The 14,710-nt window shown below is 71.4% G+C and carries 14 protein-coding genes; 7 read left to right on the top strand and 7 right to left on the bottom strand.

Annotated features, from left to right (window positions below; genetic code table 11):
- Nucleotides 1–71: 71 nt before the first annotated feature.
- A complete protein-coding gene (locus KIK05_RS04940) occupies nt 72–563 on the top strand; it encodes a hypothetical protein (protein WP_214409312.1) in 492 nt (163 codons plus the stop codon).
- A gap of 32 nt (nt 564–595) precedes the next feature.
- Here the strand turns inward: KIK05_RS04940 and KIK05_RS04935 are convergent, their stop codons facing one another.
- From KIK05_RS04935 to KIK05_RS04915, 5 genes are all read right to left on the bottom strand, one after another.
- Entirely contained in the window at nt 596–1,624 is a 1,029-nt protein-coding gene (locus tag KIK05_RS04935) for a hydroxyacid dehydrogenase (protein ID WP_308249753.1), read from the bottom strand.
- Entirely contained in the window at nt 1,621–2,460 is an 840-nt protein-coding gene (locus KIK05_RS04930) for a carbohydrate ABC transporter permease (RefSeq protein WP_214409311.1), read from the bottom strand. The genes KIK05_RS04935 and KIK05_RS04930 overlap by 4 nt, the downstream gene beginning before the upstream one ends.
- Nucleotides 2,457–3,395, bottom strand: coding sequence for a carbohydrate ABC transporter permease (locus KIK05_RS04925; RefSeq protein ID WP_214409310.1), 939 nt, complete (start codon nt 3,393–3,395; stop codon nt 2,457–2,459). Before KIK05_RS04925 ends, KIK05_RS04930 begins: the two co-directional genes overlap by 4 nt.
- A gap of 43 nt (nt 3,396–3,438) precedes the next feature.
- Nucleotides 3,439–4,743, bottom strand: coding sequence for an ABC transporter substrate-binding protein (locus KIK05_RS04920; protein ID WP_214409309.1), 1,305 nt, complete (start codon nt 4,741–4,743; stop codon nt 3,439–3,441).
- A gap of 103 nt (nt 4,744–4,846) precedes the next feature.
- A complete protein-coding gene (locus tag KIK05_RS04915) occupies nt 4,847–5,905 on the bottom strand; it encodes a substrate-binding domain-containing protein (protein ID WP_214409308.1) in 1,059 nt (352 codons plus the stop codon).
- 146 nt (nt 5,906–6,051) lie between these two features.
- On the opposite strand from KIK05_RS04915, the gene KIK05_RS04910 reads away from it, so the two are divergent.
- Nucleotides 6,052–7,803: a DUF2264 domain-containing protein gene (locus tag KIK05_RS04910; RefSeq protein ID WP_214409307.1), complete on the top strand. Its 1,752-nt coding sequence runs from the start codon at nt 6,052–6,054 to the stop codon at nt 7,801–7,803.
- Between the two features lie 9 nt (nt 7,804–7,812).
- On the opposite strand, the gene KIK05_RS04905 is transcribed toward KIK05_RS04910, so the two are convergent.
- Entirely contained in the window at nt 7,813–8,586 is a 774-nt protein-coding gene (locus KIK05_RS04905; protein ID WP_214409306.1) for a sugar phosphate isomerase/epimerase family protein, read from the bottom strand.
- A gap of 529 nt (nt 8,587–9,115) precedes the next feature.
- Between KIK05_RS04905 and KIK05_RS04900 the strand changes: the two genes are divergently transcribed.
- From KIK05_RS04900 to KIK05_RS04885, 4 genes are all read left to right on the top strand, one after another.
- On the top strand, nt 9,116–10,636 hold the full coding sequence (locus KIK05_RS04900) for an alpha-L-arabinofuranosidase B (protein WP_214409305.1): 1,521 nt from the start codon (nt 9,116–9,118) through the stop codon (nt 10,634–10,636).
- A 92-nt stretch (nt 10,637–10,728) separates the two neighbouring features.
- Nucleotides 10,729–10,869, top strand: coding sequence for a hypothetical protein (locus tag KIK05_RS04895; RefSeq protein WP_214409304.1), 141 nt, complete (start codon nt 10,729–10,731; stop codon nt 10,867–10,869).
- A gap of 193 nt (nt 10,870–11,062) precedes the next feature.
- The gene (locus KIK05_RS04890) at nt 11,063–12,403 is read left to right on the top strand and encodes a M1 family metallopeptidase (protein WP_214409303.1); all 1,341 of its coding nucleotides are present in this window, start codon (nt 11,063–11,065) and stop codon (nt 12,401–12,403) included.
- 78 nt (nt 12,404–12,481) lie between these two features.
- On the top strand, nt 12,482–12,859 hold the full coding sequence (locus KIK05_RS04885; RefSeq protein ID WP_214409302.1) for a ribosomal maturation YjgA family protein: 378 nt from the start codon (nt 12,482–12,484) through the stop codon (nt 12,857–12,859).
- Nucleotide 12,860: 1 nt separating this feature from the next.
- On the opposite strand, the gene KIK05_RS04880 is transcribed toward KIK05_RS04885, so the two are convergent.
- The gene (locus tag KIK05_RS04880; RefSeq protein WP_214409301.1) at nt 12,861–13,403 is read right to left on the bottom strand and encodes a helix-turn-helix domain-containing protein; all 543 of its coding nucleotides are present in this window, start codon (nt 13,401–13,403) and stop codon (nt 12,861–12,863) included.
- 38 nt (nt 13,404–13,441) lie between these two features.
- Here KIK05_RS04880 and KIK05_RS04875 point away from each other — a divergent pair, with 38 nt between their 5' ends.
- Nucleotides 13,442–14,617 (top strand): pyridoxal phosphate-dependent aminotransferase, encoded by a 1,176-nt coding sequence (locus tag KIK05_RS04875; protein WP_214409300.1) that lies wholly within the window; start codon nt 13,442–13,444, stop codon nt 14,615–14,617.
- Nucleotides 14,618–14,710: the final 93 nt, after the last annotated feature.

Here is a 14,710-nt window from a genome sequence, read left to right as displayed (position 1 = left end):
CAATCCATCAGCAAGCGGGTTGAAAGCGACTCATCGGATAGTGCGGTCAGTCACCAGAAAGGACCGCTTCGATGACGATCCCCCGCACCCTGACCGGTCTGACCCTCGCCGCCGCCATCATCTCGCTCGCCCCGACGGCCGCCCAGGCCGCCTCCGGCACGACGGCCACCGGCGCGGCGGCGGTCCGTCCCTGGGGCCCGTACTACGCCTCCGGTAACAGTGCCAAGGCGCTGGGCTCCCTGACGGCCACCGGTGAGGACCACGCGGACATCCCCGCCGCGCGGACGGTCAACATCTCCGGCAAGGTGTACGACCAGACCCGCGCCACCGCGAGCTGCGGCTGGGCGGTCTTCCGCATCACCTACCGGGACGCCTCCAACAACCTCCCCTTCAAGCACCACAGCGTCCGCACCTGCGCCTACCGCACCGCCAAGCCGTTCTCGTTCAGCTACGGCAACGTCTACCAGGTCGAACTCAAGGTCTGCTCGGAGGGCAAGGCCGCCAAGCCGTCCCTCAACTGCCTGTACGCCGGCACCTGGAAGCTCCTCTACCTGTCCAAGTAGCCGGACGATCGGCGAGCTCCTCGGGCCGGGGCCTAGGCGAGGCGGGGCAGCGCCTGCCGTTCGATGGCGTACGCGAACGGCAGGCCGCGCGCGTAGCGGGACAGCTCCTCCAGCGCATGGTCGGCCAGCCTGGCCAGCTCCCCGCCGAGGGAGCCCGCGATGTGCGGGGTGAGCAGGACCTGCGGCAGGTCGAACAGCGGCGAATCAGCCGGGAGGACGTCCGGTTCGGTCACGTCGATCACCGCGAACAGCCGCCCGGTGGCCAGCTCGGCGGTGAGGGCGTCCTGGTCGACCAGCGCCCCGCGCGCGGTGTTGACCAGCGTCGCGCCGTCGCGCATCCGCGCCAGCCGGGCGGCGTCGATGAGGTGCCGGGTCTCGGGCAGCGAGGGCGCGTGCAGGCTGACCACGTCGCAGCGTTCGAGCAGCTCGTCCAGCTCCACGTGGCGGACGCCGAGGTCGTCGGTCAGGTAGGGATCGGCGACGAGCACCTCGAGGTCGAACGGGCGCAGCAGCTCGATCACGCGGCGGCCGATCATGGAGGCGCCGACGACGCCGACGGTGCGCCGGTAGTTGCCGAAGCCGGGGAAGCGGCCGTCCCAGTCGAGGGCCGCGCGCCGCTCGCGGTAGAGCCGCGCGATGTCGAGGACGCGCTTGCCGGCGAACAGGATCGCGGCGAGGGTGTACTCGGCGACGGGCTCGGCATTGGCCGCCGCCGCCGAGGAGACCAGGATGCCGCGCTGCCAGCACGCCTCGGTGACGTGGTGTTTGACCGTCCCCGCCGCGTGCACGACGGCCTTCAGCCTCGGCGCGCCGGCCAGGACCTCGGCCGTGATCGGCGGGCATTCCCAGCTGGTGAGGAGCACCTCGGCGTGTGACAGCGCCGCGGCCACCCGCGGGTCGGCGAAATCGTCGGCGACCAGATCCGGATCGATGTCGGCGATGCGGGCCAGCCGGTCGCGTACCGGCCCCGTGATCAGTCGTGCCGCGATCCCGCGGCCCATGGCGAGCAAGGTCTGCGGCCGCGCCCCGGCCATGGCGTTCCTCCCCGAGTCGACGTTCACTTGACGCTGCCCGCCGTCATCCCGGCCCGCCAGAACCGCTGCAGCGACACGAAGACCAGCAGCAGCGGCACGACCGACAGCAGCGAGCCGGTGATCACCAGCGTGCTGTACTCGGGGAACGAGGTCACCTGGGTGTTCCAGGAGTACAGGCCCAGGCTGAGAGGGAACAGCCGCTGGTCCGACAGCATGACCAGCGGCAGGAAGAAGTTGTTCCAGATGCCGGTGAACTGGAACAGGAAGATGGTCACGTACGCGGGCAGCAGCATGGGCAGCGCCACGGACCCGAACGTCCGCACCTCGTCGGCGCCGTCGGACCGGGCGGCCTCCAGCACCTGCTTGGGCACGTACCCGGCCGACAGGACCCTGGCCAGGTACACGCCGAAGGGGTGCACCAGCGAGGGGACGAACACCGCCCAGAACGAATTGACCAGGCCGATCTTGGAGGCCAGCAGGTAGAGCGGCAGGGCGGTGGCCGTCGTCGGCACGAGCACGCCGAGCAGCACGAGACCGAACAGCTTCTCCTTGCCCGGCCAGTCGTAGGTGTCGAACGCGTACCCGCAGGCCAGGCTGACCAGCGCCCCGAGGCCCGCGCCGAGCCCCGCGTACAGCAGGCTGTTGAGGTACCAGCGGAAGAAGACGCCGCCGCCCTCGGCCGCCACCGCCGAGAGGTTGGCGCCGAGGTCGAGGTTCGCGAAGGCGAATCCGGGTGTGGCGTACAGGTCGGGCAGCGACTTGGTGGCCGCGAACAGCAGCCAGGTCAGCGGGAGCAGCGTGTACGCGGTGGCGACGAGCAGGAAGACGTTGACGGCTCCCCTGGTCATCAGGCGTGACGTCACTTCTTGTTCCCCCACGTGGTGACGAAGTAGGACAGCACGGCGGCGAGCGCGGCGAGCATGATCGAGGCGGCGGCGGCCTGGCCGTAGTCGTTCTTTCCGAAGGCCTCCGCGTAGGCGTACATGTTGGGCGTCCAGGTGCTGACGATGCCGTCACTGGCGCCGTCCATGACCACCGGCTCGTTGAACAGCTGCAGCGAGCCGATGATCGTGAAGATCAGTGTGGTGACCACCGCGCCCCTGATCATGGGGACCTTGACGCGGAGCGCGACGTCGATCGCCCGGGCGCCGTCCATGGTGGCGGCCTCCAGCACCTCGCGCGGGATGGCCTGGAGCGCGGCGAAGTAGATGACCATGTTGTAGCCGGTCCACTCCCACACGGCGACGTTGACGACCGAGCCGACCACCCGGTCGCCGAGGAAGTCCCAGCGGATCCCTCCGTCGGCGAGCGCCGCCACGATGGGGCTGATGCCCGGAAGGTACAGGTAGAGCCAGATCAGCCCGGCGATCACACCCGGCACGACGTGCGGCATGAACAGGGCGAGCTGGAAGAACCTGCGCAGGACGGCCGCGCCGGAGTCGAGCAGCAGCGCCAGCAGGAGCGCGCCGCCGAGCATCAGCGGGACGTACAGGACGGCGTAGCGCGCGAGGACCAGGAACCCGTCCCGGAACGCCGGGTCGGCGACCGTGGTCAGGTAGTTCTCCAGGCCGGTGAAGACGGTCCGCGCGCCGCCGAAGCCGAGGCCGGACGACTGTTCCCTGAACAGGCTGAGCCACAGGGCGTACCCGAGCGGGGCGAGGACGACGGCGGCGAAGAGCGCGAAGAACGGGGCCGTGAACAGCACGATCGCCCAGCGCCCCGGCCTGGGGACGCGCCGGGGCCGGTCTCGTGCCGGAGCGCCTGACCTGGTGGCCCCGCCGAGGGAGGTGACGGTCATCATCTGTCCTTCCGGGGGGTGCCCGCCGCGCGGGGCGGCGGCGCTAGGGGTTGACGGCGAGCCCGCGTCCCTTGATCTCGTTCACGGTGTCGGACTGCACGGCCGTCAGCACGTCCGGCACGGTGGTCGCGCCCGTGGGAACCCCGCCGAGCCGGTCCTTGAACGAGGTCAGCACCTGCACCATGCTCGGCCCCCAGGTCCAGCCGGGCTGGATGGTCCTGTACGCCTCGGTGAACACCCCGTAGATGTCCTGACCGCCGTAGAAGCCGGTGTCGAACGTCTTGGCGGCGACCGGCACCAGGTCGGCGACGGCCGGGAAGGCGCTGGAGGTGCCCGATCCGAGCCGGGCGGTCCACGCCTCGGGGGTGCCGGTGAACCATTCGGCCACCTCGACGGCGGCCTTGGCGTGCTTGCTGTCCTTGCTGACGGCGTAGGTGGTGCCGCCGAACATGCCGCTGGCCGGGGTGCCCCAGTTCGGCGCGGGGGCGACGGCCCATTTGCCGCTCTGCGGGGCGTTGTTGGTCTTGATCATCCCGGCCGCCCAGTTCGCGCCGAGGTAGCCCCACACCTGATCCGCGGCGATCGAGGCGATCCACTCCTGGCTGAAGGTCGGCTGGACCTTCACCAGGTCGTTCTTGATCAGGTCGTTCCAGTAGGCCGCCACCTTCTTGGTGGGCTCGTCGTCGATGGTGACCTTCCACGAGCCGCCGTCCGAGCCGAACCACCTGGCGCCCGCCTGCCAGGCGTAGGTGGCCAGGAGGTTGGGGTCGTCGGGATGGAAGCTGCCGATGCGCGCGCCGGGATCGGCCTTCTTCACCTTCTCGGCCGCCTTCTTGAAGTCGTCCCAGGTCTTCGGCACCTCGATCTTGTTCTTCTCGAACAGGTCCCTGCGGTAGATGAACACCTGGGGCGCCGCGTCGAGCGGGACCGACCAGGTCTTGCCGCCCAGCTTGACCAGGCTGAAGACGCTGGCCGGGTACCTGGCCTCGAGGCCGGCGGTCTCGGCGGTGATGTCGCGCAGCGCGCCCTGGGTGACGAAGTCGGGGACCTGCGGGTACTCCACGGACATCAGGTCGGGCGCGTTGCCCGCCTTGACGGCGTTGGCGAACTTGGCGTAGCCGCCCGCGTTGCCCGACGGGATCTCCTCGAACGTGACCTGGATGTCCTTGTGGCTTCGGTTGAAGGCGTCGACGACCTGCTTGGTGCCCTTCGCCCAGCCCCAGAAGACGACGTGTTCGACGCCGTTGCCACCGAGGGCCCCGCCCTGGCCGCCGCCGCTTCCGCAGCCCGGCAGCAGGGTGGCGACGGCGAGCAGTCCCGCCACGGCGGCGACACGCGTACGTTTCATCACGAACCTCCACCTCGATCGTTAGAGCATCATTCGCTCAAAAGCGGTGGAATGTCCAGATATTCGATCGAATCGATCATAACGAAATGGAGGCGAAACATCGTCACCGTGCCGCGGCGGTGGACTCCCGCACGCGCAGCTCCGGCAGCAGGGCCAGGTGCCGTCCCGGGGCCGAGACGCCCTGCGTCAGCCGCATGACCAGCATGTCCACCGCGCAGCGCCCGACCTCCGCCTTGGGCGGCGCCACCGCGGTGAGCGAGGGCGAACAGAAACGGGCCACCTCGTCGTCGTAGGCGACCAGGGACACCTCCCCCGGGATGTCCACCCCGGCCGCGGTGAGGTTCCTGACGAGCGACAGGGCGTCCTCATCGTTGTGGGCGACCAGGCCGGTCACGGCGTCCTCGCGGACCAGGCGCAGCACGTCGGCGATGAACAGGTCCAGGGCGCGCTCGCGGTCGATGACGATCTCCGCCGGCCGCTCCATGCCCAGGGCCTGCGCGCCCGCCAGCACCCCGGCCCTGATCCTGGGCGTGGTCGGGCTGGCGTAGGCGACGAGCGCGAGCCTGCGGTGGCCCAGCTCGGCGAGGTGCCGGACGGCCAGGTAGGCGCCGTGGGCGTGGTCGGAGGCGACGGCGTCGAACATCGAGCCGGGTCCGGCCGGCTCCGCGCGCCGCTCGACGAGCACGGCGGGCACGGGCAGGCCGGCCAGCCACTCGGCGTGCGACTCGTCGGGCTGGCGGCTCGGGGTGAGGAGCAGGCCGTCGGCACCGTCCTTGATCAGCTGGCGCACCTGCGCGCGTTCCTCGTCGTCCTCGTAGCGGGAGATCCCGAGCACCAGGCGGGCCCCGGCGGCCGCCGCCCGCTCCTGGGCCCCCTTGATCACTTCGGGGTAGTAGTAGTGGGCGGAGGGCACCAGCATGCCGACGGTCAGCCGGGCGGCGGCCGCCGGGCCCGGACCCGGGCTGGGGCCGGCGGCGGGCGAGGGCGGCAGGGTCACACCGCCGTGCACCCGCATCAGCAGGCCCTGGCCGGCCAGGTGCTCGACGTCCCGGCGCAGGGTGACGGCGGACACCCCGAGCTCCTCGACCAGGTCGGTGAGCCGCACCGACCCTCGCGCGCGGACCTGGCGGAGAATGAGGCTGCGGCGTTGTTCGACAGACAAGGGGGCTCCTTCGGTCAAGTGGCTCGATCCTAGCCGATGTCACTTTCGTTCTGAACGCTTCTCTTTCGTTCGATCAATCGGTCTTGTGGGTCCGTGAGAGGGGCGGTTAGAGTCGCGCGAGCGATTTCCGACCCCCAGGAGCCGCCGTGTTCGACCTGCCCGAAGAGGATCGCTCACTCAGCCCGTACACCGGCTGGACGCGCCGGCATTGGGAGGCGGTGGCGGACGGGCTGCTCGCGGCGGTGGAGCCGTACCGCTCGGCGGACGGCGCGTCGATCCGGCTGCCCGGCCGGGCGAGCTGGTCGGACTGCGACGGCATGGAGGGCTTCGCCCGCACGTTCCTGATCGCCGCCTTCCGGGTGGCGGGCGGCGGGCCCGCCGACCTGCTCACCCCCTACCGCGCCGGGCTGGTGAACGGCCCCGCCGTGTGGCCCGCGGTGGCCGACCGCTTCCAGCCGATGGTGGAGTGCGCCTCGCTGGCGCTGGGCCTGTGGCTGACCCGCCCGTATTTGTGGGACGGCCTCGGCGCGGACGAGCGCCGGCGGCTCGGGGTGTACCTGGCCACGGTCTTCGACCACGAGCCGGCGGACAACAACTGGTGGCTCTTCCCGGTGGCCGTCGGCGGGTTCCTCGCCTCCACAGGCCTGCACGTGGAGGCCTCGCGCGCGGCGATCGAACGCGGCCTGGCCCGGATCGAAGGCTTCTACAGGGGATCCGGCTGGTACTCCGACGGCCCCGGCCGCGCCTTCGACCACTACAACGGCTGGGCTCTGCACTTCTACCCGATCCTGTACGGGCTGCTGTCCGGCGTGCCGATGCCCGCGCACGAACGGCGGCTGCGGGAGTTCCTCGGCGGCTTCGCGCTGACGTTCGGCGGCGACGGGCGTCCCCTCTACCAGGGGCGGTCGATGACCTACCGGTTCGCGGCGGCGGCGGCGCCGATGCTGGGCGGGGTGACCGGCGGCACGCCGCTCTCGCCCGGCGCCACCCGCCGGCTGGCCTCCGGAGCGCTCCGTCACGCCCTGGAGCACGGGGCGCTGTCGGAGGAGAACCTGCTGACGCTCGGCTGGTACGGGCCGCACGAGGCGAGCCTTCAGCCCTACTCCGGCTCCGCGTCGCCCTACTGGGCCGCGAAGGCGTTCGCCGGGCTGCTCGCGCCCGCCGGCCACCCGCTGTGGACGGCCGTGGAGGAACCCGGGCCCGAGGGCCTGGCCGTCCTGCCCGAGCCTGGACTGCTGGTGCTGAACTCCGGCGGGATCGGCCGCCTGGTCAATCACGGCAGCCAGGACCATCCCGGCGACCCGCTGTACGACCGCTGCGCCTACTCCTCCCACACCGGGCCGACCGCGCCGGGCGAGGTGCCCGACAACCACTTCGGCATCGTCCTCGGCGACGGGACCGTCACGGCGCGGGGCCTCATCGAACCGCGCGAGGCGGGCTCGACCGGCGGGTTCGCCTGGGCGGCCTCCTCCGCCGGCGGGGTGGAGAGCGTGACCGTGCTGCGGGGGGCGGCCGAGGTGCGGGTGCACCGGGTGGCGCCCGGCTCCCGCGTCCGCCAGAGCGGGTGGGCGCTCCCCCGCGCCACCGCCGCCGTCGAGGGCCGGTCGGTGTCCCTGACCTCGGCCGGCGCGCCCGGCTCGCGGCTGGTCGGCCTGTACGGCTACGGGGCCGCGTCGGCGCGGGAGGCGGCCTCGGGCACGGCGTTCGGCCGTCCGGCCCTGGTGCCCGTCGTGGAGGGGGTCGCCGAGGACGGCTGGGCGGTGGCGCTGGCCGTCCTGGGCGACGACGAGGGCGGCGTCCCGTCAGTGGAGGTGAGCGACCGGATCACGCTCAGGTGGCCCGGCGGCGACGGTCTCACGCTGACCGCCCGGGGCCCGGCCGATGCCGGCGGGCGGTGACACCGAGGATCACGCCGGCCGCGGCGCGCGGAGCACGGCCAGCAACGTGGCCGCGTCCTCGGCGAGCCGGGCGGGGCTGTCGCCGGCCACGAACTCCAGAAGGGCGTAGCGGGCGCCCCCCTCGGCCGCGACACCGAGATAGGCCTCCCAGTCGTCCAGCCCGTCGGCCAGCGGCAGCCGGTCCCCGGCCGCGGTCCAGGTGAACACGTGGACGTGCTGCAGCCACGGGAGGACGTCCCGGAGGTCGCCGAGGTTCTCCGCGCGATCCCGCTCGGGGACGGGCTGCCAGAGCGTGCGAACGGGCACACCGTCCAGCCGGCTCAGCAGGCGGCGCGCCGACGCCCGGGTGTCGGTGAGGGTGTCGCGGTGGTACTCGAACGACACGGTCATCCCGGCGGCCCCGGCCGGCTCGGCGATCCGGCGCGCGTCGGCGACGACCGCGTCCCAGTAGGCCGCGTCGGCCTCCGCGCTGCCGATCCTCCCGGCCCACACCCGGATGGTCGGGGCCCCGAGCTCGGCGGCGGTCTCGACCACGGTCTCGGGCGCCAGTCCCTCCGCGGAGGAGTGGCCGAGGCGGTAGTAGGAGCCGTAGCACGCCACGGCGAGGCCCGCCTCCGCGGTCATGGCCGCGACCCGGCGCGCGGTGGCCAGATCGCCGTGGGGCACGTGAACGTCCCCGCCCCACTCGATGGCCGCCAGCCCCGCCTCCGCGGCCGACGCCACCACCTGCTCGGCCGTCAGGCGCCGGAAGGTCACCGAGACCAGCCCCGGCTGGATCGTCACCGGTCGTCGATCATCAGAGGCGTGAGGCACGCCGAACAGCCTGGAGCCTGCCCCGTCCACCGTCAAGGCTCCGGCGTCCGTTTCATCACGCTGTCGTCCGCGCGACCGGACGATCGCCGCGCCCGGCCGCCTGCCCCGCCCGGCCCGGCCTGGTGGAACGCGGTGGACCCGAGATGGATGATCGGGTTTCGGGAACGATCCCTGACCCGCCGCATTTTCATCATTCATCGGAAACCTTGACGCAACATACGCTTCCGTTCCATAGTGAGCCGGTCACCCCCCACATGAACAACGTCTCCGGAGGCCGTATATCACCTAGAAATGTTAGCGCTAACAAAAACACCTTCCCTTCCATAGCTGTCGCGATGTCGCAGGTCATCGGGCACACCATCGCCGCACGGCGGCCATTCACGCTTTCCGGCCGATGACGCATGCCCGGGATTTTCGGCATTCGCGGTATCCCCCCAGCGAAAGGCAGAGGTCCACCATGACACCCCGGTCCGGATTACGGCATCTCAAAAAGGCACTGTTGTCCACGGGCGCGGCCGTCGCGCTGGCCGCCGGCCTGCTGGCCGGCACCTCCACACCGTCACAGGCCGCGGCGTCGCAGCCGTGCGACATCTACGCCGCGGGCGGCACGCCGTGCGTGGCGGCGCACAGCACGACCCGTGCCCTGTACGCCTCCTACAACGGCCCGCTGTACCAGGTGCGCCGCTCCTCGGACAACACCACCCGCGACATCGGCGTCCTGAGCGCGGGCGGATACGCCAACGCCGCGGCGCAGGATTCGTTCTGCGCCGGCACGACCTGCCTCATCACCGTGATCTACGACCAGTCCGGGCGTAACAACCGCCTCACCCAGGCGCCCCCCGGCGGGTTCTCCGGCCCGGCGCCCGGCGGGTACGACAACCTCGCGGACGCGACCGCGGCACCGATCGCGGTCGGCGGGCACAAGGCCTACGGCGTCTACGTGGCCCCCGGCACCGGGTACCGCAACAACACCACCAACGGCGTCGCCAAGGGTGACCAGCCGGAGGGGATGTACGCCGTCTTCGACGGCACGCACTACAACGGCGGCTGCTGCTTCGACTACGGCAACGCCGAGACCAACAGCCGTGACAACGGCAACGGCACCATGGAGGCCATCTACTTCGGCAACATCAAGGTCTGGGGGTACGGCACCGGCAACGGCCCCTGGGTGATGGCCGACCTGGAGAACGGCCTGTTCTCCGGGGTGAACGCCGGCTACAACGCCAACGACCCGAGCATCGGCCACCGGTTCCTCACCGCCATCGTCAAGGGTGAGCCGAACCACTGGGCGATCAGGGCCGGCAACGCGCAGTCGGGCGGCCTGTCGACCTTCTACGACGGAAAGCGCCCCAACGTCGCGGGCTACAACCCGATGAAGAAGGAGGGGGCGATCATCCTCGGGATCGGCGGCGACAACAGCCACGGCGCCCGCGGCACCTTCTACGAAGGCGTGATGACCTCCGGCTATCCGTCGGCGGCCACCGAGAACGCGGTGCAGGCCAACATCACCGCCGCCGGGTACGCGACGTCGGGCGGCGGCCCCGGCGGGACGCTCACCCCCGGCTCGTCGATCTCGCTGCGCGCGACGACGTCCTGCTGCACCACCCGCTACATCCGCCACCAGAACGACCAGGCCGTCACCTCGGTGATCACCTCGTCCAGCTCGTCCCTGGACAAGAACGACGCCACGTGGATCGTGCGCAGCGGCCTGGCCAACGGCTCGTGCGTGTCGCTGGAGTCGAAGAACTACCCCGGCGACTACCTGCGCCACCAGAACTACCAGTTGTACCGGCAGCACAACGACGGCAGCTCGCTGTTCGCCTCGGACGCCACCTTCTGCCCGCAGGCGGGCAAGAGCGGCCAGGGCACCTCGCTCGCCTCCTACAACTTCCCCGACCGGTTCATCCGTCACTACGCCAACGTCGTCTACATCGCCAGCGACGGCGGCTCGAACGCCTTCGACAACGCGGCCTCATGGGCCGACGACGTGACCTGGGTCGTCGAGCAGCCCTGGGCGTAGTCCCCGGCGCCACGGGCAGGGCCGGTATCGTGAGGACATCGGCCCTGCTCACGGCCCCCGCCGCCCCCGCCCGACCCCGGAGGAACGTCTCCATGAGCCAGCACGTCCACGTCCGTGTCAACGACGGCCTCGCCGTCACCGAGGACGGCGAACTGATCGAGGAGTACCGCTGCGGGTGCGGCGCGACCTGGACGCGCGTGCACCGCACCGACGAGGGCCGCCCCGAGCTCTGACCTTCCGGACCGCCGAGCACGTGCCCTGGCGCGAAGCCAGGGCGATTGGCGTTGTTTGTCGCCTTTTTCCATGCGCGCGCCCGCAGGAAAAGGCTCCGCCAGTCGCGGCGCGCGGCGCATTGACCGCGACTTGACAGGAAGTTACGTTACGTCGGCAGGGGGGTCCTGGCGCTCGAAGGGAGAGCCCGCCTTGATGGTGCGACGAGTCCTGATCTACGCGGCCAGCGCCCTGGTCCTCCTGCTGGGGGGAGTCCAGCCGCCCGCGTCCGCGGCCGACGGCACGCGGACCCCGGTCACGCCCTCGTACACGGTCAACCTGACCAGCAATTCCTCGGGCAGCGTGTGGACCGGGCACGAGAGCGTGAGCTTCACCAACGCCTCCGCCGACCCGCTCACCGAGGTCTACCTGCGGCTGTGGGACAACTACCACGGCTCCTGCCCCTCCACCCCGATCACCGTGACCAACGTGACCGGGGGCACGCCGTCGGCGCTGTCCGTCTCCTGCACCGCGCTCAAGATCACGCTGCCCGCGCCGCTCGCGCAGAACCAGAGCGGATCGGTGGGGTTCGACCTGAGCATCAGCGTGCCGAGTGGCGCCGACCGGTTCGGGCACGACGGGGCCTACAACTTCATCGGCAACGCGCTGCCGGTGCTCGCCGTCCGTGACGCGAGCGGCTGGCACCTCGACCCGTACACCGACAACGGCGAGTCCTTCTACGCCCTGATCAGCGACTTCAAGGTCACCCTCGACCACCCGAGCTCGCTGCTGGTGCCCGCCACCGGCACCTCCGTCGACACACCGGGCGGCAGCGGCCGCACGATCACGACGGCGACCGCGACCAAGGTCCGCGAGTTCGCCTGGGGCGCGGGGCCGTTCACCAAGATCACCGGCACGAGCGGCACCGGCGTCACGGTGAACGTCTACCGCACCAGCGCGATCAGCTCCAGCAGCGCGAACTCCATGCTGACGGTCGCCAAGAACGCGCTGGTCGCCCACGCCGGGCGGTTCGGCGCCTTCCCCTACGGCGAGGTCGACGTGGTGCTCGACAACAACTTCTGGTTCGGCGGGATGGAGTACCCCGGTTTCATCCTCGACCTGGTGAGCTCCACGGCCCTCGCCCATGAGCTGGCCCACCAGTGGTGGTACGGCATCGTCGGCGACGACGAGTACAACAGCCCGTGGCTCGACGAGTCGTTCGCCGACTACGCCACCGACCTCTACAACGGCATCTCCGGCACCGGCTGCTGGAACAGCGTCTCCTGGCAGTCGTCCGCCGAGAAGATCAGCAACTCGATGGCGTACTGGGACGCGCACTCCAGCCGGTACGGCACGGTCGTCTACACCTACGGCAAGTGCGCGCTGCACGACCTTCGGCGCACGATCGGCGCGACGGCCATGGAGACCCTCCTGAGGAACTACGCCGCCTCCCATTGGTACGGCATTTCGACGACGGCCGAGTTCAAGGCCGCCGCCCAGGCCGCGACCTCGGTGGACCTGAGCTCCTTCTGGACCACCCACCGCATCGACGGCTGACCTCGCGACCGGCCCGGCACCGCGGACGGCGGCGCCGGGCCGGCGCCCGCGATCAGGAGGAACGCGTAGAGTGCCCGGATGGTCGATCTTCTGCGTGCCCGCCTCGCCGCGGTCGGGGCGGCGGCGCTCACCGTGGCCGCCGGGCTCGGGATCAGGGCCCTCGCGGGCGGCGATCTCGCCAAGTACGCGGGGGACGCCCTCTACACCGTGCTCGTCCACACACTGATCGTCGCGGTCGCGCCCCGCGTGCGGCCCGTGACGGCCGCCTGCGTCGCGCTGGGCCTGAGCTGGGCGGTGGAGTTCGCCCAGCTGAGTTCGGTTCCGGCGGAGTTGTCGCAGCGCAGCGTCGTCGCCCGGCTGGTCCTCGGCTCGACCTTCAACCCGCCCGACCTGTTCTGGTACGCCGTCGGCGCCGCGTTCGTGTGGCTCGTTCACCGGTGGCGGCGTTCCTCATGAATCAGTCGCGGTGCAGCATCAGCAGGACGGCGCGGTTGCGCGCGTCGTGCCCCTGGTACAGGTGGGGGCGGGCGGCGTCGAAGCGGACGGAGTCTCCTTCGGACAGCTCGGCGGGGGCATCGGCCGGCCCCGTGGTGACCCGCCCCTCGGTGATCACGACACACTCCTCGACTCCCGCCAGGTGCGCGTCGGAGCGCTGGACGGCCCGCGCCACCTCGACGTCGTAGACCTCGACGACGCCCCGCAGCCGGATGCGGTGGAGGAGGCGGGCGCCGACCGCGTCCCCCTCCACCCTGGGCCGCCCCTCGGCGGCCCGTACGACCTCCACCGCGGGGGCGGGGGTCTCCAGCAGCTCGCCGAGCGGCACCTGCAGCGCGGCGGCGAGGGCCCACAGCGTGCTCAGCGTCGGGTTGCCCTGCCCCTGCTCGATGCCGTGCAGCGTGGTCTTGCTGACACCGCCCGCCTCGGCCAGATCGGCCAGAGAGATGCCCGCCGCTGTCCGCAGCCGCCGTACGTTCCCACCCACCACTTGCCCCAGATCCATGCGTACCAGCATAGTGGTACGGACGTAACGGTAAAGTGATGGAGGTATTCGACATGACCGTGTCCCGGCTGCGCGAGATCCCCGGCATCGGCGTGGACGCGGTGGGCGACGCCGCGGACGCGGCGGCCGACCCCGCTCTGCTGCGCCTGGAGAACCTCGACACCGACATCCGCCCGCCCGCCGTCGCCCTGGAGATCACGCGGGCGGCGGTCGACCGCGACGAGGCCAACAGCTACTTGCCGTTCCAGGGCCATCGCTCGCTTCGGGAGGCGGCGGCCGCGCACGTGGGCCGGATCAGCGGACGCCCGTACGACCCCGCCACCGAGTGCGTGAGCGTGGCCGGAGGGCTGAACGGCGTCCTCAACACGCTCCTGGCCACCGTCGAGCCGGGCCGGGAGGTGGTGCTGTGCGACCCGATCTACGCGGGCCTGGTCAACCGGGTGCGGCTCGCGGGCGGGATCCCCCGTTTCGTCCCCGCGCAGCCCACCCCGGAGGGCTGGACCGTCGACCCCGAGCGGCTGGCCGCCGCCGTGGGACCCGCCACCGCCGCCGTCCTCATGATGGGACCCGCCATGCCGACCGGCCTGGTCCTGGACGACGCCCACTGGTCCGCCCTCGCCGCCGCCTGCGAGCGGCACGACGCCTGGTTGATCTACGACGCCGCGATGGAGCGCATCCGCTTCGACGGCCGTCCGCCGAGCCACCCGGCCGCGCACGAGGGCCTCGCCGGCCGTACGATCACGGTCGGCTCGGCGTCGAAGGAGCTGCGGATGATCGGCTGGCGGGTCGGCTGGGTGGCCGGGCCGGCCGAGATCCTCGCCGACATCCGGCTGGTCGGCCTGACCAACGTCGTCTGCCAGGTCGGGCTGGCGCAGGAGGCCGTGGCCGCCGCCCTGAGCGCCCCGGACGCCGACGCCGACGTGGCCGCCGCGACCGCCGAGTGGGGGCGCCGCTGCCGGACGGTGCTGGCTCAGCTCGCGGACTACCCGGTCGTACGGCCGCACGGTGGCTGGTCGCTGCTGGTCGACACCAGGCCGCTCGGGCTGTCGCCCGCCGAGCTGTCCCGCCTGCTGTTCGAGCGGGGGAGGGTCGCGGCGACCCCCATGGACGGCTGGGGACCGGCCGGCGCGTCGTACCTCCGCATCGTCTTCGCCAACGAGCCGGTCCAGCGCCTCGCCGACCTGCGGGACCGCTTTCGCCGCGCCATCGGCTGACCCTCGCGGAAATCTACATTTTCGCACGTCAAAGGCGTTTTGAACGGGTTCCTAGCGGTCGGCGACAGTCGTACAGTTGGGTGAGGTAGCACG

Source organism: Sphaerisporangium fuscum (assembly GCF_018531465.1).
GTDB lineage: Bacteria > Actinomycetota > Actinomycetes > Streptosporangiales > Streptosporangiaceae > Sphaerisporangium > Sphaerisporangium fuscum.
The sequence above is the reverse complement of the archived record's forward strand: the minus strand, read 5'-3'. Positions and strand labels throughout refer to the sequence as shown.